The following is a 21,340-nucleotide window of genomic DNA, read 5'->3' as shown; positions in this document are numbered from 1 at the left end:
ATTCCATCATGGCTTTCAATATGCGCAACCGCAGCCTGCTGTCGCTGATGCACCACACCACCCGCGAGCTGAATTACCTGCTGGACCTGTCCCGCGACCTCAAACGCGCCAAATACACCGGCACCGAGCGTCCGCACCTGCAAGGCAAGAACATCGCGCTGATCTTCGAAAAAACCTCGACCCGCACCCGTTGCGCCTTCGAAGTGGCCGCCCATGACCAGGGCGCCCACGTCACCTACATCGACCCGGTGTCGTCGCAGATCGGCCACAAAGAAAGCATGAAAGACACCGCCCGCGTCCTCGGCCGCATGTTCGACGCCATTGAGTACCGTGGCTTCGAGCAGGAAATCGTCGAAGAACTGGCCAAGTTCGCCGGCGTGCCGGTGTTCAACGGCCTCACCGCCGAATTCCACCCGACCCAAATGATCGCCGACACCCTGACCATGCGCGAGCACAGTGACAAACCGCTGCATGACATCAGCTACGCCTACCTGGGCGACGCCCGCTACAACATGGGCAACTCGCTGCTGATGATCGGCGCCAAGCTGGGCATGGATGTGCGCATCGGCGCGCCGAAAGCCCTGTGGCCCCACGAAGATTTCATCAAACAGTGCCAGGCATTCGCCGAGGAAAGTGGCGCGCGCATCACCATCACCGAAGACCCGAAAGAGGCGGTCAAGGGCGTGGACTTCATCCACACCGATATCTGGGTGTCCATGGGTGAGCCGGTGGAAGCGTGGGACGAACGTATCGAACAACTGCTGCCGTACCAGGTCAACGCCAAGATGATGAAAGCCTCGGGCAACCCTCGGGTGAAATTCATGCACTGCCTGCCGGCGTTCCATAACAGCGAAACCAAGGTCGGCAAGGACATCGCCGCGCGGTATCCGAACCTGGCCAACGGCGTGGAAGTGACCGAGGAAGTCTTCGAGTCGCCGGCCAACATCGCCTTTGAGCAAGCGGAAAACCGCATGCACACCATCAAGGCGATCCTGGTGTCGGCACTCGCGGATATCTAAACCCTGCTGCGATCCCACTGTAGGAGCGAGCTTGCTCGCGAAAAATTCAAGGGCACCGCGTTCATTCAGGATGGGCGCGTTATCGTTGACCTCCTTCGCGAGCAAGCTCGCTCCTACAACGGATTGCGAGCTCTAGAAGGATTGCATTATGCGAATCGTCGTAGCCCTGGGCGGCAACGCCCTCCTGCGCCGTGGTGAACCCATGACCGCAGACAATCAACGCGCCAATATCCGCATCGCCACCGAACAGATCGCCAAGATCCATCCCGGCAACGAGCTGGTCATCGCCCACGGCAATGGCCCGCAGGTCGGCCTGCTGTCGTTGCAGGCGGCGGCCTACACCAGCGTTTCGCCGTACCCGCTGGACGTGCTGGGTGCCGAGACCGAAGGCATGATCGGCTACATCATCGAACAGGAACTGGGCAACCTGCTGGACTTCGAAGTGCCGTTCGCCACCCTGCTCACCCAGGTGGAAGTGGACGCCAAGGACCCGGCCTTCCAGAACCCGACCAAGCCCATCGGCCCGGTGTACTCCAAGGCCGAAGCGGAAAAACTCGCCGCCGAGAAAGGCTGGGCCATCGCCCCGGATGGCGATAAATATCGCCGCGTCGTGGCCAGTCCACGGCCCAAACGCATCTTTGAGATTCGCCCGATCAAATGGCTGCTGGAAAAAAGCGCCATCGTGATCTGCGCCGGTGGTGGCGGTATCCCGACCCTGTACGGTGAAGACGGCAAGCTCAAGGGCATCGAAGCCGTGATCGACAAAGACCTGTGCTCCTCGTTGCTGGCCGCGCAACTGGACGCCGATTTGCTGGTGATCGCCACCGACGTCAACGCCGTTTTTATCGACTTCGGCAAGCCGACCCAGAAAGCCATCGGCCAGGCCCACCCCGACGACATGGAAAAACTCGGCTTCGCCGCCGGCTCCATGGGTCCCAAGGTGCAAGCCGCCTGCGAGTTCGCCCGCCAGACTGGCAAAACTGCGGTGATCGGTTCACTCTCCGACATCGAAGCCATCGTCCAGAGCAGCGCCGGCACGCGCATCAGCACGGCGACACCTGGCATCACCTATCTGTGAAGTAAAGGAGATACGCCTATGGCCACCTTTGAACCCGGTCACCTGCACGTCGAACGCCACGCCCTTAACAACGACGACTACAGCTACAACCTGTGCATCGATTACGAAGTCAGCCAGGACCCAAAGGAAGGCAAGGGCATGCTGTTCAAGCTGCACGGCTCGGTGCAGGGCAAGGACCTCAAGGAAGAGTTTTTCTTACCCAAGGACCAGGCATTCGACTTTGCCCGGCATGCGATGAACATCGCGCAGAAGTATGGGATGCCGAAGATTGCGGTGTTGAATGGCTCGATGCACAAGCAGTACGACCAGATGTTCGAGGATGTGCGGCATCAACTGGATGTGAAATCCGGCGACCCGATCAAGCCTGAACACCTGGAATAACCCGACGCCCCCGACACCAACACTCAAATGTGGGAGCGGGCTTGCTCCCACATTTTTGATCTCCATCACCTGTCAGGCATACTGGCCACCCTCAGTACGCCAGAACCAACATTCGCCCCATGCGTATCCACGTCAGCTTCATCGACCGCGTCGGTATCACCCAGGAAGTCCTGGCCTTGCTCGGTGGGCGCAACCTCAACCTGGATGCAGTGGAGATGGTGCCGCCCAACGTGTACATCGATGCGCCGACCCTCAGCGCCGACGTGCTCGAAGAGCTGCGTGACGCGCTGTTCAGCGTGCACGGTGTGCAGGCGGTCACTGTCGTGGACATCCTCCCCGGCCAGCGCCGTCACCTGCAACTCGACGCCCTGCTGGCGGCCATGACCGACCCGGTACTGGCCTTGGACAGCGCGGGCAAGATCCTGCTGGCCAATCCGGCGTTGATCGCCCTGTATGGTCGCGAACCGGCGGGGGAAAGCATCGCCGGGCTGTTCAACGACCCGGCGCTGCTGGAGACCTTGCTGGAAAATGGCTTTCGCCTGCCCTTGCGTGAAATCAGCGTCAATGGCCAAACCTTTTTGCTCGATGCCACGCCGATCACCGACGCCGGCGCCCTGCTCACCCTGTACCAACCCAACCGCATCGGTGAACAACTGTCGGCACTGCACCACGACCATGCCGAAGGCTTCGATGCGCTGCTGGGCGAATCCCCGGCGATCCGCACCCTCAAGGCCCGCGCGCAACGGGTGGCCGCGCTGGATGCACCGCTGTTGATCCAGGGCGAAACCGGCACCGGCAAGGAGTTGGTGGCGCGGGCCTGCCATGCCATCAGCGCGCGGCACAGTGCGCCGTTCCTGGCGCTGAACTGCGCGGCACTGCCGGAGAACCTCGCCGAGAGTGAACTGTTTGGATACGCCCCAGGCGCGTTTACCGGTGCCCAGCGCGGCGGTAAGCCGGGGTTGATGGAGCTGGCCAACCAAGGCACGGTATTCCTGGATGAGATCGGCGAAATGTCGCCTTACCTGCAGGCCAAGTTGCTGCGCTTTCTCAACGACGGCAGCTTCCGCCGGGTAGGCGGCGACCGTGAAGTGAAGGTCAATGTGCGCATCCTCAGCGCCACCCACCGCAACCTGGAAAAAATGGTCAGCGAGGGCACCTTTCGCGAAGACCTGTTCTACCGCCTCAACGTGCTCAACGTCGAAGTGCCGCCCCTGCGCGAACGTGGCCAGGACATCCTGTTGCTGGCGCGCTACTTCATGCAGCAGGCCTGTGCACAGATCCAGCGCCCGGTGTGCCGCCTGGCGCCCGGCACCTATCCGGCACTGTTGGGCAACCGTTGGCCGGGTAATGTGCGCCAGTTGCAGAACGTGATCTTCCGCGCCGCCGCCATCTGCGAAAGCAGCCTGGTGGACATCGGCGACCTGGACATCGCCGGCACCTCGGTGGCCCGTCAAAGCGACGGCGAAGTCGACAGCCTTGAACAGGCGGTCGAGGATTTCGAACGCAGTCTGCTGGAGAAACTCTACGCCAGCTATCCCTCGACCCGGCAACTGGCCAGCCGCCTGCAAACCTCCCACACGGCCATCGCCCATCGGTTGCGCAAGTACGGCATACCCAATAAGTCCTGAGCTGGGTGCCTACAGGGTTGCGTTTCAAAAAGGGTCTGAGAACGACATCCGCTGTACTGAAAGCGCTACAGTGGAACGATTTCGCTACAACCCTGTTTTTTGCGCGCCATGCAAGGCTTTGATCCACATAGGCTTTTTTTCACGGGCCGGACTGTAGCGAAATCGCTACAGTCAATACGCATAAGCCTATAACCATATTTATTAACCTGTTGATTTATAACGGATTAATAAGATTGGCCGCGATATTGCTAAGCAACTCCCCATTATTCCAATCCCGTCCACCAGACGAATCTGGCCCTGAGGAGTTTCCATGAGCGAGTTGCGTTTCACTGAAGATCACGAATGGCTGCGCGCCGAAGCCGACGGCAGCGTCACCGTGGGTATCACTGCTTTCGCGCAGAACGCGCTGGGTGATGTGGTTTTCGTGCAACTGCCGGAGTTGCAGGCCTACGACAAGGGCGCCGAAGCGTCCACCGTGGAATCGGTCAAGGCCGCCAGCGGCGTGTACATGCCGTTGGACGGCGAAGTGCTGGAAGTGAACGACAAGCTCGATGGCAGCCCGGAACTGGTCAACGAAGACCCGATGGGCGAAGGCTGGTTCTTCCGCTTTAAACCGGCCGATGCCGGTGCGGTAGCTAAACTGTTGGATCAGGACGCGTACGACCGCCTGATCAAAGCCAACGCTGAAGCCTGAGGAGCGCGCCATGACGATCAACCTGAGCACCGCCAACGAATTCATCGCCCGCCACATCGGCCCGCGCCAGGAAGATGAGCAGCACATGCTCACCAGCCTGGGCTTCGATTCCCTGGAAGCCCTGAGCGCCAGCGTGATCCCGGAAAGCATCAAGGGCACCAGCGTGCTCGGCCTGGAAGACGGCCTGAGCGAAGCCGAGGCCCTGGCCAAGATCAAGGCCATCGCCAGCCAGAACCAACTGTTCAAGACCTACATCGGCCAGGGCTACTACAACTGCCATACGCCGTCGCCGATCCTGCGCAACCTCCTGGAAAACCCGGCCTGGTACACCGCCTACACGCCGTACCAGCCAGAAATTTCCCAAGGCCGCCTGGAAGCGCTGCTGAACTTCCAGACCCTGATCAGCGACCTCACCGGCCTGCCGATCGCCAACGCCTCGCTGCTCGATGAAGCCACCGCCGCCGCCGAAGCCATGACCTTCTGCAAGCGCCTGAGCAAGAACAAGGGCAGCAACGCTTTCTTCGCCTCGATCCACAGCCACCCGCAAACCCTCGACGTACTGCGCACCCGTGCCGAGCCACTGGGCATTGATGTGGTCGTCGGCGATGAGCGCGAACTGACCGACGTCAGCCCGTTTTTCGGCGCGCTGCTGCAATACCCGGCCAGCAACGGTGACGTGTTCGACTACCGCGCGCTGACCGAACGCTTCCACGCCGCCAACGCACTGGTCGCCGTGGCTGCGGACCTGCTGGCCCTGACCCTGCTGACCCCACCGGGTGAGTTCGGCGCCGACGTGGCCATCGGCAGCGCGCAACGCTTCGGCGTGCCACTGGGTTTCGGTGGCCCGCACGCGGCGTACTTCTCCACCAAGGATGCGTTCAAGCGCGACATGCCGGGGCGTCTGGTCGGTGTGTCGGTAGACCGTTTCGGCAAGCCGGCCCTGCGCCTGGCCATGCAGACCCGCGAACAACATATCCGCCGCGAGAAAGCCACCAGCAACATCTGCACCGCCCAAGTACTGCTCGCCAACATCGCCAGCATGTATGCCGTGTACCACGGTCCCAAGGGCCTGACCCAGATCGCCAAGCGCATTCATCAGCTGACCGCGATCCTCGCCAAGGGCTTGACCGCGCTGGGCCTGAAGGTCGAGCAGGAACACTTCTTCGACACCCTGACCCTGCACACCGGCGCCGACACTGCCGCACTGCACGACAAGGCCCGCGCCCAGCGCATCAACCTGCGTGTGGTGGACGCTGAGCGGGTCGGCCTGTCGGTCGACGAAACCACCACCCAGGCCGATATCGAAACCCTGTGGGCGATCTTCGCAGGCGACCAGGCCCTGCCGGATTTCACCGCCAAGGTTGACGCCACCCTGCCGACCGCACTGCTGCGCCAGTCGCCGATCCTGAGCCACCCGGTATTCAACCGTTATCACTCGGAAACCGAGCTGATGCGCTACCTGCGCAAGCTGGCCGACAAAGACCTGGCACTGGACCGCACCATGATCCCGCTGGGCTCGTGCACCATGAAGCTCAACGCCGCCAGCGAAATGATCCCGGTGACCTGGGCCGAGTTCGGTGCCCTGCACCCCTTCGCCCCAGCCGAGCAAAGCGCCGGCTACCTGCAACTGACGTCCGACCTCGAAGCCATGCTCTGCGCGGCCACCGGTTACGACGCGATCTCGCTGCAACCGAACGCCGGTTCCCAGGGTGAGTACGCCGGCCTGCTGGCCATCCGTGCCTATCACCAGAGCCGTGGCGAAGAACGTCGCGACATCTGCCTGATCCCATCGTCGGCCCACGGCACCAACCCGGCGACCGCCAACATGGCCGGTATGCGTGTGGTCGTCACCGCCTGCGATGCCCGTGGCAACGTGGACATTGAAGACCTGCGCGCCAAGGCCATCGAGCACCGCGAACACCTCGCGGCACTGATGATCACCTACCCGTCCACCCACGGCGTGTTCGAAGAAGGTATCCGCGAAATCTGCGGCATCATTCACGACAACGGCGGCCAGGTGTACATCGACGGCGCCAACATGAACGCGATGGTCGGCCTCTGCGCCCCGGGCAAGTTCGGCGGCGACGTGTCCCACCTGAACCTGCACAAGACCTTCTGCATCCCCCACGGCGGTGGCGGCCCGGGCGTTGGCCCGATTGGCGTCAAGTCGCACCTCACGCCATTCCTGCCCGGCCATGCGGCCATGGCGCGCAAGGAAGGCGCGGTGTGTGCGGCGCCGTTCGGCAGCGCGAGCATCCTGCCGATCACCTGGATGTACATCAGCATGATGGGCGGCGCGGGCCTCAAGCGCGCTTCGCAGCTGGCGATCCTGAATGCCAACTACATTTCCCGTCGCCTGGAAGAGCACTACCCCGTGCTCTACACCGGCAGCAACGGCCTGGTGGCGCACGAATGCATCCTCGACCTGCGCCCGCTGAAGGACAGCAGCGGCATCAGCGTGGACGACGTGGCCAAGCGCCTGATCGACTTTGGTTTCCACGCCCCGACCATGTCGTTCCCGGTCGCGGGCACGTTGATGATCGAGCCGACCGAAAGCGAATCCAAGGAAGAACTGGACCGCTTCTGCGATGCCATGATCGCCATCCGCGAAGAAATCCGTGCGGTGGAAAACGGCACCCTGGACAAGGACGACAACCCACTGAAAAACGCTCCGCACACTGCAGCGGAACTGGTGGGCGAATGGAGCCACCCCTACAGCCGTGAACAAGCGGTGTACCCGGTAGCGTCGCTGATCGAAGGCAAGTACTGGCCACCGGTTGGCCGGGTCGACAACGTGTTTGGTGATCGCAATCTCGTATGCGCATGCCCTTCAATCGAGAGCTACGCGTAACCTGAGGCTGAACTCAATCAAATGTGGGAGGGGGCTTGCTCCCGATGGCGGTTTTACATTCAACATCTCTGTTGACTGACACACTGCCATCGGGAGCAAGCCCCCTCCCACATTGACCGAGTACACCCCAATACATAACAAGAAACCGGAGAACAACTCATGTCTTTAAGCGTGTTCGACCTGTTCAAGATTGGCATCGGCCCCTCCAGTTCACACACCGTCGGGCCCATGCGCGCCGCCGCTCGATTCGTCGAAGGCCTCAAGCGTGACAACCTGTTGAGCGCCACCACCGGCATCAAGGTGGAACTCTATGGCTCCCTGGGCGCCACCGGCAAAGGCCACGGCAGCGACAAGGCCGTGCTGCTCGGCCTGGAAGGCGAACACCCGGACACCGTGAACACCGAAACCGTGGCCACGCGCCTGGCGCAGATGCGCGGCGACGCGCGTTTGAACCTGCTCGGCGAACACAGCATTGCGTTCAATGAGAAAGAACACCTGGCGATGATTCGCAAACCCCTGGCCTACCACCCCAATGGCATGATTTTTCGTGCCTTTGATGCGGCGGGTATCCAGATTCGCAGCCGCGAGTACTACTCGGTCGGCGGCGGTTTTGTGGTGGATGAAGACGCCGCCGGTGCTGACCGGATCGTCGAAGATGCCACGCCCCTGACGTTCCCTTTCAAGCATGCCAAGGACTTGCTCGGCCATTGCACCACCTACGGGCTGTCCATCAGCCAGGTGATGCTGACCAATGAAAGCGCCTGGCGCCCGGAAGCGGAAACCCGCGCCGGCCTGCTGAAGATCTGGCAGGTGATGCAGGATTGCGTGGACGCTGGCTGTCGCAACGAAGGCATCTTGCCGGGCGGCCTGAAGGTCAAGCGTCGCGCCGCCGCCTTGCATCGGCAACTGTGCAAGAACCCGGAGTCGGCCTTGCGCGATCCGCTGTCGGTACTCGATTGGGTCAACCTGTACGCCCTGGCCGTCAACGAAGAAAACGCCAACGGCGGGCGCGTGGTCACCGCGCCCACCAATGGCGCGGCCGGGATTGTGCCGGCGGTGCTGCATTACTACATGCGCTTTATCCCCGGCGCGAACGAAGACGGTGTGGTGCGCTTTCTGCTCACCGCCGCCGCCATCGGTATTTTGTACAAGGAAAACGCCTCGATCTCCGGGGCCGAAGTCGGTTGCCAGGGCGAAGTCGGCGTGGCCTGTTCCATGGCCGCTGGCGCGTTGTGCGAAGTCTTGGGCGGTACGGTCTCCCAGGTGGAAAACGCCGCCGAGATCGGCATGGAACACAACCTCGGCCTGACCTGCGACCCGATTGGCGGGTTGGTGCAGGTGCCGTGCATCGAGCGCAATGCCATGGGCTCGGTGAAGGCCATCAATGCGGTGCGCATGGCCTTGCGTGGCGACGGACAACACTTCGTCTCGCTGGACAAGGTCATCCGCACGATGCGCCAGACCGGTGCCGACATGAAAAGCAAATACAAGGAAACCGCCCGTGGCGGTTTGGCGGTCAACATTATCGAGTGCTGACGCCTAAAGGCGCGCCAGCACGTTTTTCAGGAGCTGAATATGTCCACCCAAACCCTGTTGAAAACCCCATTGCACGCCCTGCACCTCGAGCTGGGTGCACGCATGGTGCCCTTCGCCGGCTACGACATGCCGGTGCAGTACCCGCTGGGCGTGATGAAGGAACACCTGCACACCCGTGAACAGGCCGGGTTGTTCGACGTGTCGCACATGGGCCAGATCCGCCTCACCGGCGCGAATGCCGCCAAGGCCCTGGAAACCCTGGTACCGGTCGACATCATCGACCTGCCGGTTGGCATGCAGCGCTACGCCATGTTCACCAACGACCAGGGCGGCATCCTCGACGACCTGATGGTGGCGAACCTGGGTAACGACGAACTGTTCCTGGTGGTCAACGCCGCCTGCAAGGACCAGGACCTGGCGCACCTGCGCGAGCATATCGGCGAGCAGTGCAGCATCGAACCGCTGTTCGAAGAGCGCGCCCTGCTCGCCCTGCAAGGCCCGGCGGCGGTGAAGGTATTGGCGCGACTGGCACCGGAAGTCACCCAGATGACTTTCATGCAGTTCGCCTCACTGCGCCTGCTGGGCGTGGACTGCTACGTCAGCCGTTCCGGCTACACCGGGGAAGACGGCTTTGAAATCTCCGTGCCCGCCGCCAACGCCGAAAGCCTGGCACGCAGCCTGTTGGCCGAGACCGAAGTCGAGGCCATCGGCCTGGGCGCCCGTGACTCGCTGCGCCTGGAAGCCGGCCTGTGCCTGTACGGCCACGACATGAACACCGAGACCACCCCGATCGAAGCCAGCCTGTTGTGGGCGATCTCCAAGGCCCGTCGCACCGACGGTGCGCGCGCCGGTGGCTTCCCGGGTGCCGACCGCATCTTCACCCAGCAGCAAACCGGCGTGAGCCGCAAGCGCGTGGGTCTGCTGCCCCAGGAACGCACCCCAGTGCGCGAAGGCGCAGAGATCGTCGACGAACACGGCAGCGTGATCGGCAGCGTATGCAGCGGCGGCTTTGGCCCGAGCCTGGGCGGCCCACTCGCCATGGGATACCTGGACAGTGCATTCATCGCACTGGACACCGAAGTCTCTGCGCTGGTGCGTGGGAAAAAGGTGCCACTTCGTGTAAGTAAAATGCCATTTGTGCCGCAACGTTACTATCGCGGTTGATTGACTGTTCCTATAAGTAACGCGGTTGCGTTAACGTGCACTAATCTGTAACGCAACCGCCATAAAACAGTGCATTGACGATAGTCACCCTTATAGGGAATAACCTATAACAAGTGATCCATTCTATCGAATAAGCCGGCTCCCCATTATTCAACGAAGTGCCATATGGCCGAGTAAACGTTGGGCTTTTGGCGGGGCTTGTTTTTTCTCTGTTAGTTGGCGTAGAGTCTGCCCACTGTGTTTGCATGGGTCGCTTGGAACCTGGACCTGGGCAGTAGCCAAAGTTTGCTACAACCCGTTCGACGTCTCTTACTTTCCTGCAACCCAGCCCAGTACTCTTTCATGTGAAAGGGGCTGTCATTAATTTTTAGCGTCAAGGAAATAAGAAAATGGCTGATCGTCAGAGCGGTACCGTCAAGTGGTTTAACGACGAGAAAGGGTTTGGTTTTATCACTCCAGAAAGCGGTCCGGATCTGTTCGTGCATTTCCGCGCTATCCAAGGCAACGGCTTCAAAAGCCTGAAGGAAGGCCAGAAGGTCACCTTCGTTGCAGTGCAAGGCCAGAAAGGCATGCAGGCTGACGAAGTACAAGCAGAAGGCTGATCCTTCCTGCGACAAAAAGCCCCTGACATGACATCAGGGGCTTTTTTATGGGCGCTATTCCGTAAACTGCATGTTTTCTTCAGAGAGCCCTGCCATGTCCAAACCCTTGCTGAGTCCCCAAGGCGAGTTCCCCGCCGTTGGCCTGGGCCGTCGCCTGGCAGCGATGTTCTATGACTTCCTGCTGTGCACCGCGCTGATGATCGTCACTGCGTTTATCTACAAGCTGGTATGGATCGCGTTCGTGGGCGAAGCCAGGATGCGCACCCTCACCGAGTCCGGCGCGCTGGACGGCGACCCGTTGCTGTCGACCATTCTGTTGTTCGTGCTGTTTGGTTTCTTTGCCAAGTTCTGGACCCATTCCGGGCAAACCCTGGGCATGCAGGTCTGGGGCGTGCGCGTGCAGAACGCCGACGGTTCGCGGATCAGCCTATGGCAGGCGCTGTTGCGCTTTGTGGTGTCGATTGCATCGTGGTTGTGCGTGGGGCTGGGGTTTGTCTGGTCGTTGTTCGACAAGCAGAAACGCTGCTGGCATGACATCTATTCGGACACGCAGTTGGTGCGCATCCCGAAGCAAAAGAAATAATACCCTTCTTATTGGAGATCAACATGTGGGCGGGGGCTTGCCCCCTCCCACATGTTTAACCGAGCTCGCCTCGGTTCAAGCGTTGCCCGCCAGCCTCAGGCGCGCAGCCTGGGTGAAATCCAGCATGCGCTTGAGCGGTCGCACCGCGTGAGGAATCACCGACGGCTCGACGAAGATCTCGTTGCTGCCCTCACGCAGGCACTGCAATGTGCGCTCCAGCGTATTCATCGCCATCCACGGGCAGTGCGCGCAACTGCGGCACGCGGCGCCGTTGCCGGCGGTGGGCGCTTCGATGAAGACCTTGTCCGGGCACAGCTGCTGCATCTTGTAGAAGATGCCGCGGTCGGTCGCCACGATAAAGGTCTTGTTCGGCAGGCGCTGTGCCGCCGCAATCAGTTGGCTGGTGGAACCCACCGCGTCGGCCAGTTCGATCACCGAGGTCGGCGATTCCGGGTGCACCAGAATGGCCGCGTCCGGGTACAGCGCCTTCATGTCTTCCAACTGCTTGGACTTGAACTCCTCGTGGACGATGCACGCACCGTCCCACAGCAGCATGTCGGCACCGGTCTGGCGCTGAATGTAGGTGCCCAAGTGCTTGTCCGGCCCCCAGATGATGGTCTCGCCGTTGTCCATCAGGCTTTCGACGATTTCCAGCGCGCAACTGGAGGTCACCACCCAGTCGGCGCGGGCTTTGACCGCTGCCGAGGTGTTGGCATACACCACCACAGTGCGCTCGGGATGCTGGTCGCAGAACGCCGAAAACTCATCCACCGGACACCCAAGGTCCAGGGAGCACGTGGCTTCCAGGGTCGGCATGAGGATGCGTTTTTCGGGGGTGAGGATTTTGGCGGTCTCGCCCATGAAACGTACACCGGCGACCAGCACGGTCTTGGCCGGATGGGCTGCGCCGAAGCGGGCCATTTCCAGGGAGTCCGAGACACAGCCGCCGGTTTCTTCGGCCAGGGCCTGGATCACCGGATCGCAATAGAAGTGGGCAACCAGCACCGCGTCCTGAGCCTTGAGCTCGGCGGCGATGGCGGCACGCAGGCTCGCCTCTTCGTCGGCGCTCAGGGCCTTGGGCTGCTTGGCGTCGAGGTGGGCTTGAACCAGTAGGCGTTCGGAAATATGCGTCATGTTCGCAAGACCTGCAGGCGCAGTTGCGCGAAAGTCGAGTGTACCACCGGCTCTGGAGCCCTTCGGGCGCCGCCGGACGAAGTGATTGTGTTCATCAAGCACGGGTAAAGGTGAAGCTGCGCAAGGCTACAGAATATCCAATGGTTTCAAAAGCCTAATCTGGCTTTGACGCGTGTGCCTGTCGGGCAAAAAAAACGGTAATGGCACATTGACTCTCCCCCTCGGGGGAGGGTTTACGCTCCCCCGCCTTCAGAAATCACCTCAAGCAAATAGCCGTCAGGGCCACTGCTTGCCCCCCATTTACGCGTTATAGGGAAATAGCCGATGAATAATCCACTGGACTTGAACAGCGTCATCACCACCACCCGCGAAATCCTCGCGCAGCTATTGGTGATGGACCTCGCAGAAGTCGATGAGCACAGCAGCATCGTGGAGGATCTGAATGCCGACTCCCTGGATATCGTCGACCTGAGTTTTCAGCTCGGCCGCCACTATGGCTGCACGCTGCCTAAAACCAGCGTGCTGGACCATGCGGTAGCCGTGTTTGGCGACGTCAGCGAACTGGTCGAAAAAGGCCGTATCACCCAGGCCGGGGTAGAACTCCTGGAGCAAAGCCTGAGCGCATTTGCCCCCGGGCAACTGCGCGCAGGCATGCAGCCGGCGGATGTGTTCGCGGCCACCACCGTGCGTAACTGGGCCGTGCAGTGCTATCGGATGTTCGACCACCTGCCCGCGACCTGCCCTGAATGCAATGCCGACCAGGCGCGTCTGAATGAGCGTCGCCAGGTGGTATGCAGCAGTTGCAGCGCGCGCTTGACGCCAATGGAAGGCGACGACATTTCTCGCCAACTGGTAGAGCAGTTTGCAGCGTCCCGTTTGCCGGAAACGGTCTAGGAGTTCTGCATGGGGCCGCGAGAGGTTTTAGTCACGGGCTATGGGTTGGTAGCGCCCACGGCACTGGACGCTGCAACGCTGTTTGCGCAGATCGGCGCAAAGCGTTCGTGCATCCGCCAACACCCGGTGTTTGCCGAGTTGGGTTTTGCAGCGAGCGCTGCGGGTTACATCGACCCCGTTCAGTGGCAAGCCATCACCGCACAGGTAGCGGCGGGTGACACCCCCCTGCCGCGCCAGAGCCTGCTCGCCGAGTTCGTGGCCAGGCAGGCGCTCCAGCAGGCAGGCCTGGTTCGGGCAGACTTCTGCCGCGTACCCAGCGGCGTATTCCTCGGCGCCAACAAGCATTGCGTGAGCCGTGATCTGCAAGAAGCCAGCCGCTATATGGACGACGTCGGCAGCGTCGACCTGGATCGCTATCTGGACAACCACACGCTGGCCGGCGGCCCGTTCGCGCGACGGATCGATCAGCAGACTTGGCACATCGCCCAGTTGCTCGGGATTCGCGACCATATCAGCACCCACTCCGACGCCTGCGCCGCCGGCACCATGGCGATCGGCGCCGCGTTTCGCGCCATCGAGCGCGGTGACATCGACCTGGCCCTATGTGGCGCCGTGGAGCTGATGGCCCATGAACTGTCCTATTACAGCTTCGACGGCCTGGGTGCCATTTGCCAACGTGCAGACCTTGCGCCCGAGCAACAGAGTCGCCCGTTCATGAACGACCGTTGCGGGTTCGTCCTCGGTGAAGGCGCGGCGATGATCGTGCTGGAGTCCAGGCAACATGCCGAGCGCCGCAAGGCCACGCCAATCGGCCGCGTCCTGGGTTACGCCAACTTTTGCGAAGCGCAGAAGATCACCTCCAGCAGCCGCGATGGCAGCCATTACGCCCATTGCATGAAGGCCGCCATCGCCAATGCTGGCCTGAGCTGCGACGCGGTCGATCACGTCAATACCCATGGCACATCGACCCAGGCTAACGATCGCAGTGAAGCCCTGGCGATTGCGCAAGTATTCGGTACCGGCGTGGACACGATGACCTTCACGGCGAACAAATCGGCGATCGGCCACTCCCTGGCAGCCAGCGGCGCCCTCGAGGCGGTGCTGTCACTGATGAGCCTGCAACAGGGCGTGCTGCTACCCACCCTTAACTATGACCCGGCAAACGCCGAGTTCCCTGAGTTGAATTTCCTGACCGAAACGCAGCGCCAGCCCATCAATGCGGTGCTGTCCAATTCGTTCGGTTTCGGTGGTGTCAACAGTTCGCTGGTTTTGGGAAAAGCATGAGATGAACAGCCGTCAAACAAAACCCGTCTACCTGATCGCCGCTTCGGTGTTTAACCACGCCGGCACTGAGTGCGCCGACTTGCACGGCACGGTGCAAGCCGCACAACCGCTGGATTTTGCCCCGGACCAGTTAGCGTACCCCGTGACCGTACCGCGCTTGCCGACCACGGTGTTCGACCGCAAGATTCAACGCAGCGTCGAACCTCAGGGCGCCCGGTTGCTGTTCTGCGCCGGGCAGATTGCCGCTCCGTTGAATGACTTGCAGTTGCCTGGCGAGCGGGTTGCGCTGATGGCCGCCATCCCGGAAGTGGATGGCCCCAGTTCCTGCTGGGAGGCCGTGCAGGCCATCGCCGAACAACCGGATGCGCTGCTCGCGCAACTGTTTGCCTATACCCCGCCGCTGCACGCCCTGATGATGCTCAACAGCAGCGTCATGGCCTATGTCGCCGAGGCGTTGCACTGCCATGGTCCGATGGGCGGTTTCTGCTCACAGAGTAATGCCGGGGTCGATGCGCTGATCGAGGCCTTCGAACACATCGCCGAAGGGCGTGCCGATGCAGGGGTCGTGGTCAGCAGCAGCCCGAACCTCTCGCCGGCGCTGTACCTGCGCGACACCACCGAACGCCCTGCTCTCGCAGCCCCAGATGTCTACGGCGAAGGCGCCGCAGCGCTGTTGCTGACCGCCAGCCCTCCCGCAAACGGTACGCGCGCCCTGCGCATCGCCGGCTTCGCCCGTGGCTACAGCGCTGTGCCCGAACGCTCCCACGCCGTGGCGTGCAAGGTTATCCAACAGACCTTGAGCCGAGAAAAACTAGGTTTGCGCGACGTAGCCCATATTGTCGCCGCGCCTGACACCCCATCCCTCGCGCTTCTACTCACAGACACCCAGGCGATTCTCCACAGCTGCCGACACATGACCGGCAACCTGGGGGCCAGCGCCTTGCTGACTGAAATAGCCCTGGCCCTTCACGATCAACACGATGGCTACACGTTGCTGCTCAACCACAGCCGTACCGGCCATTGGGGCGCCGTATTACTGGCCAATGAAGCCATGGAGAAACAGGCATGAGCGCACCAAGGATTGTGATCACCGGCCTGGGTGCCGTGACCGGTTTCGGTTTCGAATGGCAAACCATGTGGGCGCAGATGCTGCTCGGTGAGCACTGCATCCGCCCCTGGCAGCCCGAAGGCGTGGCCGATGGCACCTTCCCGGTGCGCTATGCGGCGCCGGTGGACACCCGCCAACTGCCGGACTACCTCCAAGGCCATCCCGCCTGGCAGACGCCCCTGGAAAAACGCAGCCAGCTGGGTTGGGTGGCGGCCAGCCAAGCGATCAGCGACAGCGGCCTGAGCCCCGCGCAACTGCGGGATGCCGCCGTGCTGTGTGCTTCCGGCGCACCGGCGCACAAGATCCAGGACATGCTGCTGACCGTCGCCAATGAGCCGAACGCCTCCCCGGCCTGGCGCTACTTGATGGCCAAGGCTGATCAGGTCGATGCCGCCCACTCGTTGTGCCAGAGCAACGACCGCCTGGCCCGGGTGATCGCCGACGACATCGGTTGCGAAGGCCCGGTGATCAACATCAGCAGCGCCTGCGCCGGTGCATCCCAGGCCATCGGCAATGCATTCCAGATGATCCGTCGGGGAGAAGTCGACGTCGCTATCGCTGGCGGCGCCGATTCGGTGTTGAGCCTGGACACCATGACCGCGCTTTACCTACTGGGCGCGGCGAGCAGCGAGCAACGCTGGGGCACCGGGCTTTGCCGCCCGTTTGATCGCCATCGCAGCGGCCTGGTTGCCGGTGAGGGCGCAGGCTTTGTGGTGCTCGAAACCCTGGAGCGGGCACTTGCCCGTGGCGCCGTGCCCTATGCCGAAGTGCTGGGTTTTGGCAGCAGCCTGGATGGCTACAAGGTCACCGCGCCCGACCCGCAAGGGCGAGGCGCCGCCCTCGCAATGCAGACAGCCTTGCACGACGCCGGCATCCGCCCGCAACAGGTGGACCTGATCAACGCCCACGGCACGTCCACCCCGCTCAACGATGCCGCCGAAACCCTGGCGATCAAGTCGGTGTTCGCCCAGGGCGAGCACTATCGACGGCTGGCGATCAGCGCCAACAAATCCCAATTCGGCCACTTGATCGCGGCCGCCGGCGCCCCCGAGTTCATCATCACCGCACTGGCCTGCCAACAGGACAGGATTACCCCGACCCTCAACCTGCACAGTGCCGCCGACGACTGTGACCTGGACTACTGCGCGCATCAGACCGTCAACCGCCGGGTCGATGTGGCACTCAGCAATTCATTCGGCTTCGGTGGGCTCAATACCTGCCTGGTGCTGGGCAAATACCAGGAGCACGCGCAATGAGCGGCGTACCGACATCCATCGCCATTGCCGGCAGCGGCTGTGTCCTGGCCAGCGGCTGGGGCGTGGACGCCTTCTGGTCGGCGGCCTGTGAGTCGCGCAGCGGGATCAAGCCATTGCGCTCTTTGCTGTTTCACAGTGAACGGGTCACGGCCTTCGGGCAGATTCACTATGACGATCACCAGCGCAGTCGCCAGGACCTCGCCCAAAATCTGCAGCGTTACTGCACGCCTGCCGTCATCTGGGGCGTCAGCGCCGTTCGACAGGCACTGGCCGAAGCCCAACTGACGCCAGGGGCCGACGGCCTGACCTATGGCCTCTATTGCTGCCAGGGTGGCTATACCCACCCTTCACTGGCGTCCTACGGCGAGTTGCTCCACGAATGCCGCCAGGGCGAAGGTGCAGATATGCAGCACCTGGCCCGGCGTATCTTGCACGAGCGCGCGCAGGACCCGTTCCTGGTGCTCAAGGGCCTGAGCAATATCCTGCTGGGCGTGGTCAGCCTGGCGCTCAAGCTGGAGTGTGAATGCAACGCCTACATGCAGGGGGTCTCCGGCAACCTGGCGGCCTTGCGTGAAGCGTGCGCCGCCTTGCAGGGCGGACGAATTGACGTGGCGATCATCGTCGGTGCAGGCAGCGAACTCGATGCGCTGGCACTCAGCGCCCTGGTGCAGGCCGGCACGATCAGCGCCGACGGCTCGGATACCCTGCGCGCTTTCGATGCGCAAGGCACCGGCGGTATCGCTGGCGAAGGCGCGGCGGCCCTGGTCCTGCGCCGTCGCGAGGATCTGGGGGATGGACCCCAGGTCTGCCTGCAGACAATGACCGCCGATGTCGTGATCGAGCACTTGAACCTGCCAGACCAGCAAGCCGACGTGCTGGTGTGCAGCGGTACCGGCACGCCCGATCAAGACCGACAGTTGAGCCTCACGCTGGCCCGAACCGGCGCCGCCCACATTACCAGTGGCGTGCCGCTGACCGGCCTGCTGAGTGCGGCTCCCAGCCTGGCGGACCTGATCCTGGCCCGCTGTGCCCTGCTCGCCCAGCGTGTGCCACCGATTGCCGGATTAAGCCAACCCGTGGCCGCGCAGTTGCCGTTTGTGATGGGGGCTCCCTGCTCGACGCGGCTCGACGATGGCCTGGTGCTCAACCGCGACGACAACGGTTTCAGCGCTTGCTACCAATTGAAGTACAGCGAACAGGCCAACAACGCCTGACGTGTGTGTACACCCCCTCCTCTTTTAAAGGACATGGCTGTGATGGATTACCGTGATTTTGTTCGCCCAAAGTTTGTCGACCTGCTTCAGGCCCTGGGGCTTGAGTGTGAGTTCAAGCGGGCACTGGGCAGCAAATTGTTCTACCGCAACCGCCAGGGTGACGAGGTGACTGTCACCGATTTTCTCGGCGGCTACGGCGCCGCCTTGTTTGGTCACAACGACCCGCAGTTCGTCGACCAGCTCTGCACACTGCTGCGCAACGACGTGCCCTTTAACGCCCAGATGTCGATCCGCGCTACGGCCGGTACTCTGGGGCGCGCGTTGAGCGAAGCCTTCAACCGTGAGTTGAAGAACAACGAAGCGTACATCTCGACCTTTTCCAACAGCGGTGCCGAAGCGGTGGAAATTGCCGTCAAGCACGCCGAGTTCCGCCGCCAGAAAAACCTGCAACGCCAGTTCGACGAACTGGACTTTACCCTGGCCCAACTGACCTCCAGCGACCGCGCCTACCGCGAAGTGGATGTGGCTGACCTCGATTTGCCGGCGGGCCTGCTGCCTGCCCACCTGACCACGGCCACGGTGCGTCAGGTGGTTGAGGCAGTGCGTCAGCACAACCTCGCCGAGTTGCACGTCGAGCCGGTGTTCGTCGCGTTACGCGGCAGCTTTCACGGCAAGTTGGTCAACACCGTGCAACTGACCTATGGCCGACAGTATCGCCAGCCGTTCGCGCGCTTCGGCTTGAACGTGGAGTTCATTGACCCCCAACAACCCCATCAACTCCAGGAGCTGCCAGCGCGCCACACCCGCCATTGGCTGACCGTGCAATGGTGCGGTGATCAATTGCTGGTCAAGCGCGATGCGTTCAGCGCGATCACCGCCGTATTGATGGAGCCTATCCAGGGCGAAGGCGGCATCATCGAGTTCGCGGCCGATTTTTATAAAGCCTTGCGCCGCCTGTGTAATGAGCAGCAGTGCCCGCTGATCATCGACGAGGTGCAGTCCGGCTTCGGTCGTACCGGGACCTTCCTGGCCAGCAGCCATTTCAATCTGCAAGGCGACTACTACTGCCTGTCCAAGGCACTGGGCGGTGGCTTAATGAAGATTGCGGCCACCGTGATTCGCAGCAGTCACTATGAGAAAGACTTCAGCTATATCCACAGCTCGACCTTCGCCGAAGACGACGCCTCCTGCCATATCGCCCTGGCGGCGCTCAATCGTCTGTTCGCCGATGACCATGCGATGCTCAAGGACGTACACACCAAGGGCGAATACCTCAAGGCCTCACTGCTTGAGCTGAAGGCGGCCTACCCCGGGGTGATCGCCGACGTGCGAGGTCGCGGCCTGCTGCTCGGCTTCGAACTGCACGACCAGAGCGCCAACAGCTCGCTGGTACAGGCTTCGGCCCAGTACAACGATGCCTTGGGCTACCTGGTTGCCGGCTACCTGCTGCAATTCGAAGCCCTGCGCGTGGCGCCGTCGGGCAGCAACTCCAATGTGATCCGCCTGGAGCCACCCGCCTGCATCAGCTTCGCCGAGATTGACGGGCTGATCAAAGCCTTGCAGAAGGTCTGCGACCTGTTGCAACGCGGCGATGCATTCCCGCTGGCCGCCACCATTTGTCATGACTTGATCCCGGCTGTGGCGCCCCGCGACACCGGCTTCCAGGTCACCGCCCATGCCAATGCCCCAGAAGACACCCCCATCGTCGCCCGCGTGGCCTTTATCAATCATTTGATCGATGCCGACATCCTAGGTGATGTCGACCCTTCGCTGGGCCAATTGAGCACCGAGCAAAAACGTGTGTTCATGCAACGCACTGCACCGGAACGCCGGGCGGCCCCCGTGGGCCCGGTAGTGATCCGCTCGAAATTGGGCATGGCCGTAGAGTTCACGTTGTACCCGCTGTGCATGGACTCCAACGCCATGGCGGACTACATCATCAGCGGCGACCTTGAGGTGATCCGCAAGGAAGTCGGCAATCGCATCCTGGATGCTCGCGCCGATGGCTACCGCGTCGCGGGCCTGGGCATGTATACCTCCATCGTGACCAACAACTGCCAGGCCCTGAAAATCCCGGACATGGCGCTGACCTCCGGCAATGCCTTGACCATCGGCATGGGCCTGGAGGCCATCGAGCAAGGCTGCAAGCAACAGGGGCTGGAGCTGCATGCGCAGACGGCCGCCGTGGTTGGCGCGGCCGGTAACGTGGCGTCTACCTATGCGTCGCTGCTGTCCGCCACGGTCGACCACTTGATCCTGATTGGCAGCGGCCGCGATGGCTCGGTACGCCGCCTGGAAAAAACCGCTCAACTGATCTACGCCGACGCTGCCCGCTCGATTATCAAGGGCACGGCCGCCGAGGATCTGCTGGCGCAGCGCCTGCTCAAAATCGACGGCATCCGCGCACTGCTGCGCGAATACGGCAACAGCACACAGCTGGGGTTGCAGGTCTCGCGCCTGGTGCAGGAACGCCTTGGCGCCAACGCATTCATTACCGTCACCGATGACCTGCAAGCCCTCAAGCAGGCGCGCATCGTCCTGTGTGCGGCAAACGCGGCGCAGCCGTTTCTCGACGCCGGGCATTTTGCCGAACACAGCGTGATCTGTGACATCGCCGTGCCGTTGAACGTTGACCAGGCGATTAACACCCAGCGCAGCGACGTGCTGTACATGCACGGCGGCATCGTCCAGACGCCGTTCAACGATGGGTTAGCGCCGAATGTGCGGGCCTATCTGAAACAGGGCCAGTTGTATGCCTGCATGGCCGAGTCGGTGCTGATGGGCCTGGCGGGGATCACCCAGCATTACTCCTACGGCGACATCAGCCGCGAGCAAGTGCAGCAGATTCGTGCCTTGGCGGCGATCCATGGCTTTGGCCTGGCGCAGTTCAAGACCCACAACTCACTCTAAGGAA

17 protein-coding genes are annotated in these 21,340 nt (G+C 62.0%); 16 read left to right on the top strand and 1 reads right to left on the bottom strand.

The window, feature by feature from the left end; genetic code table 11:
• Nucleotides 1-8: 8 nt before the first annotated feature.
• From AD670_RS19415 to AD670_RS19370, 10 genes are all read left to right on the top strand, one after another.
• Nucleotides 9-1,019: an ornithine carbamoyltransferase gene (locus tag AD670_RS19415; protein ID WP_015885593.1), complete on the top strand. Its 1,011-nt coding sequence runs from the start codon at nucleotides 9-11 to the stop codon at nucleotides 1,017-1,019.
• A 148-nt stretch (nucleotides 1,020-1,167) separates the two neighbouring features.
• Nucleotides 1,168-2,097 carry a carbamate kinase gene (arcC, locus tag AD670_RS19410; protein ID WP_053135915.1) on the top strand — a complete coding sequence of 310 codons (930 nt, stop codon included), beginning with the start codon at nucleotides 1,168-1,170 and terminating at the stop codon, nucleotides 2,095-2,097.
• Between the two features lie 18 nt (nucleotides 2,098-2,115).
• Nucleotides 2,116-2,478: a DUF5064 family protein gene (locus AD670_RS19405; protein WP_053135912.1), complete on the top strand. Its 363-nt coding sequence runs from the start codon at nucleotides 2,116-2,118 to the stop codon at nucleotides 2,476-2,478.
• A gap of 119 nt (nucleotides 2,479-2,597) precedes the next feature.
• Nucleotides 2,598-4,106, top strand: a complete 1,509-nt coding sequence (locus AD670_RS19400; protein WP_053135909.1) for a sigma-54-dependent transcriptional regulator — start codon at nucleotides 2,598-2,600, stop codon at nucleotides 4,104-4,106.
• A gap of 310 nt (nucleotides 4,107-4,416) precedes the next feature.
• Nucleotides 4,417-4,800 carry a glycine cleavage system protein GcvH gene (gene gcvH / locus AD670_RS19395; RefSeq protein WP_010208126.1) on the top strand — a complete coding sequence of 128 codons (384 nt, stop codon included), beginning with the start codon at nucleotides 4,417-4,419 and terminating at the stop codon, nucleotides 4,798-4,800.
• A gap of 10 nt (nucleotides 4,801-4,810) precedes the next feature.
• Complete coding sequence (gcvP, locus tag AD670_RS19390) at nucleotides 4,811-7,651, top strand: aminomethyl-transferring glycine dehydrogenase (protein WP_053135905.1); 2,841 nt, start codon at nucleotides 4,811-4,813, stop codon at nucleotides 7,649-7,651.
• Between the two features lie 159 nt (nucleotides 7,652-7,810).
• The gene (locus tag AD670_RS19385; protein WP_053135903.1) at nucleotides 7,811-9,187 is read left to right on the top strand and encodes an L-serine ammonia-lyase; all 1,377 of its coding nucleotides are present in this window, start codon (nucleotides 7,811-7,813) and stop codon (nucleotides 9,185-9,187) included.
• Nucleotides 9,188-9,226: 39 nt separating this feature from the next.
• The gene (gene gcvT, locus AD670_RS19380) at nucleotides 9,227-10,351 is read left to right on the top strand and encodes a glycine cleavage system aminomethyltransferase GcvT (protein ID WP_053135900.1); all 1,125 of its coding nucleotides are present in this window, start codon (nucleotides 9,227-9,229) and stop codon (nucleotides 10,349-10,351) included.
• Between the two features lie 389 nt (nucleotides 10,352-10,740).
• Nucleotides 10,741-10,953 (top strand): cold-shock protein, encoded by a 213-nt coding sequence (locus AD670_RS19375; RefSeq protein WP_014339904.1) that lies wholly within the window; start codon nucleotides 10,741-10,743, stop codon nucleotides 10,951-10,953.
• A gap of 94 nt (nucleotides 10,954-11,047) precedes the next feature.
• Nucleotides 11,048-11,536, top strand: coding sequence for an RDD family protein (locus AD670_RS19370; protein ID WP_053135897.1), 489 nt, complete (start codon nucleotides 11,048-11,050; stop codon nucleotides 11,534-11,536).
• Between the two features lie 75 nt (nucleotides 11,537-11,611).
• Here AD670_RS19370 and nadA read toward each other — a convergent pair whose 3' ends face one another.
• Nucleotides 11,612-12,670 (bottom strand): quinolinate synthase NadA, encoded by a 1,059-nt coding sequence (nadA, locus tag AD670_RS19365; RefSeq protein ID WP_053135893.1) that lies wholly within the window; start codon nucleotides 12,668-12,670, stop codon nucleotides 11,612-11,614.
• A 324-nt stretch (nucleotides 12,671-12,994) separates the two neighbouring features.
• Here nadA and AD670_RS19360 point away from each other — a divergent pair, with 324 nt between their 5' ends.
• From AD670_RS19360 to AD670_RS19335, 6 genes are read left to right on the top strand one after another with little or no spacing between them, the layout of a single operon-like run.
• On the top strand, nucleotides 12,995-13,564 hold the full coding sequence (locus AD670_RS19360; RefSeq protein ID WP_053135890.1) for an acyl carrier protein: 570 nt from the start codon (nucleotides 12,995-12,997) through the stop codon (nucleotides 13,562-13,564).
• Between the two features lie 9 nt (nucleotides 13,565-13,573).
• Nucleotides 13,574-14,848 carry a beta-ketoacyl-[acyl-carrier-protein] synthase family protein gene (locus tag AD670_RS19355; RefSeq protein WP_053135888.1) on the top strand — a complete coding sequence of 425 codons (1,275 nt, stop codon included), beginning with the start codon at nucleotides 13,574-13,576 and terminating at the stop codon, nucleotides 14,846-14,848.
• A 1-nt stretch (nucleotide 14,849) separates the two neighbouring features.
• Nucleotides 14,850-15,917, top strand: coding sequence for a beta-ketoacyl synthase (locus AD670_RS19350; protein WP_053135885.1), 1,068 nt, complete (start codon nucleotides 14,850-14,852; stop codon nucleotides 15,915-15,917).
• Nucleotides 15,914-17,212: a beta-ketoacyl synthase gene (locus AD670_RS19345; protein ID WP_053135882.1), complete on the top strand. Its 1,299-nt coding sequence runs from the start codon at nucleotides 15,914-15,916 to the stop codon at nucleotides 17,210-17,212. Before AD670_RS19350 ends, AD670_RS19345 begins: the two co-directional genes overlap by 4 nt.
• Nucleotides 17,209-18,426 (top strand): beta-ketoacyl synthase N-terminal-like domain-containing protein, encoded by a 1,218-nt coding sequence (locus AD670_RS19340; RefSeq protein WP_053135879.1) that lies wholly within the window; start codon nucleotides 17,209-17,211, stop codon nucleotides 18,424-18,426. Before AD670_RS19345 ends, AD670_RS19340 begins: the two co-directional genes overlap by 4 nt.
• A gap of 42 nt (nucleotides 18,427-18,468) precedes the next feature.
• Nucleotides 18,469-21,336 (top strand): aminotransferase class III-fold pyridoxal phosphate-dependent enzyme, encoded by a 2,868-nt coding sequence (locus tag AD670_RS19335; RefSeq protein WP_053135876.1) that lies wholly within the window; start codon nucleotides 18,469-18,471, stop codon nucleotides 21,334-21,336.
• Nucleotides 21,337-21,340: the final 4 nt, after the last annotated feature.

The sequence above is a fragment of the Pseudomonas sp. MIACH genome, assembly GCF_001269925.1.
Lineage (GTDB): Bacteria > Pseudomonadota > Gammaproteobacteria > Pseudomonadales > Pseudomonadaceae > Aquipseudomonas.
Note: the sequence above shows the minus strand (reverse complement) of the source record. Positions and strands in the feature narration are given on the sequence as shown.

Bases quoted from the DNA above. Each gene is read 5' to 3' on its own strand.
- AD670_RS19415 (WP_015885593.1), top strand. From the start codon at position 9: ATGGCTTTCAATATGCGCAACCGCAGCCTGCTGTCGCTGATGCACCAC.
- arcC (WP_053135915.1), top strand. From the start codon at position 1,168: ATGCGAATCGTCGTAGCCCTGGGCGGCAACGCCCTCCTGCGCCGTGGT.
- AD670_RS19405 (WP_053135912.1), top strand. From the start codon at position 2,116: ATGGCCACCTTTGAACCCGGTCACCTGCACGTCGAACGCCACGCCCTT.
- AD670_RS19400 (WP_053135909.1), top strand. From the start codon at position 2,598: ATGCGTATCCACGTCAGCTTCATCGACCGCGTCGGTATCACCCAGGAA.
- gcvH (WP_010208126.1), top strand. From the start codon at position 4,417: ATGAGCGAGTTGCGTTTCACTGAAGATCACGAATGGCTGCGCGCCGAA.
- gcvP (WP_053135905.1), top strand. From the start codon at position 4,811: ATGACGATCAACCTGAGCACCGCCAACGAATTCATCGCCCGCCACATC.
- AD670_RS19385 (WP_053135903.1), top strand. From the start codon at position 7,811: ATGTCTTTAAGCGTGTTCGACCTGTTCAAGATTGGCATCGGCCCCTCC.
- gcvT (WP_053135900.1), top strand. From the start codon at position 9,227: ATGTCCACCCAAACCCTGTTGAAAACCCCATTGCACGCCCTGCACCTC.
- AD670_RS19375 (WP_014339904.1), top strand. From the start codon at position 10,741: ATGGCTGATCGTCAGAGCGGTACCGTCAAGTGGTTTAACGACGAGAAA.
- AD670_RS19370 (WP_053135897.1), top strand. From the start codon at position 11,048: ATGTCCAAACCCTTGCTGAGTCCCCAAGGCGAGTTCCCCGCCGTTGGC.
- nadA (WP_053135893.1), bottom strand. From the start codon at position 12,670: ATGACGCATATTTCCGAACGCCTACTGGTTCAAGCCCACCTCGACGCC.
- AD670_RS19360 (WP_053135890.1), top strand. From the start codon at position 12,995: ATGAATAATCCACTGGACTTGAACAGCGTCATCACCACCACCCGCGAA.
- AD670_RS19355 (WP_053135888.1), top strand. From the start codon at position 13,574: ATGGGGCCGCGAGAGGTTTTAGTCACGGGCTATGGGTTGGTAGCGCCC.
- AD670_RS19350 (WP_053135885.1), top strand. From the start codon at position 14,850: ATGAACAGCCGTCAAACAAAACCCGTCTACCTGATCGCCGCTTCGGTG.
- AD670_RS19345 (WP_053135882.1), top strand. From the start codon at position 15,914: ATGAGCGCACCAAGGATTGTGATCACCGGCCTGGGTGCCGTGACCGGT.
- AD670_RS19340 (WP_053135879.1), top strand. From the start codon at position 17,209: ATGAGCGGCGTACCGACATCCATCGCCATTGCCGGCAGCGGCTGTGTC.
- AD670_RS19335 (WP_053135876.1), top strand. From the start codon at position 18,469: ATGGATTACCGTGATTTTGTTCGCCCAAAGTTTGTCGACCTGCTTCAG.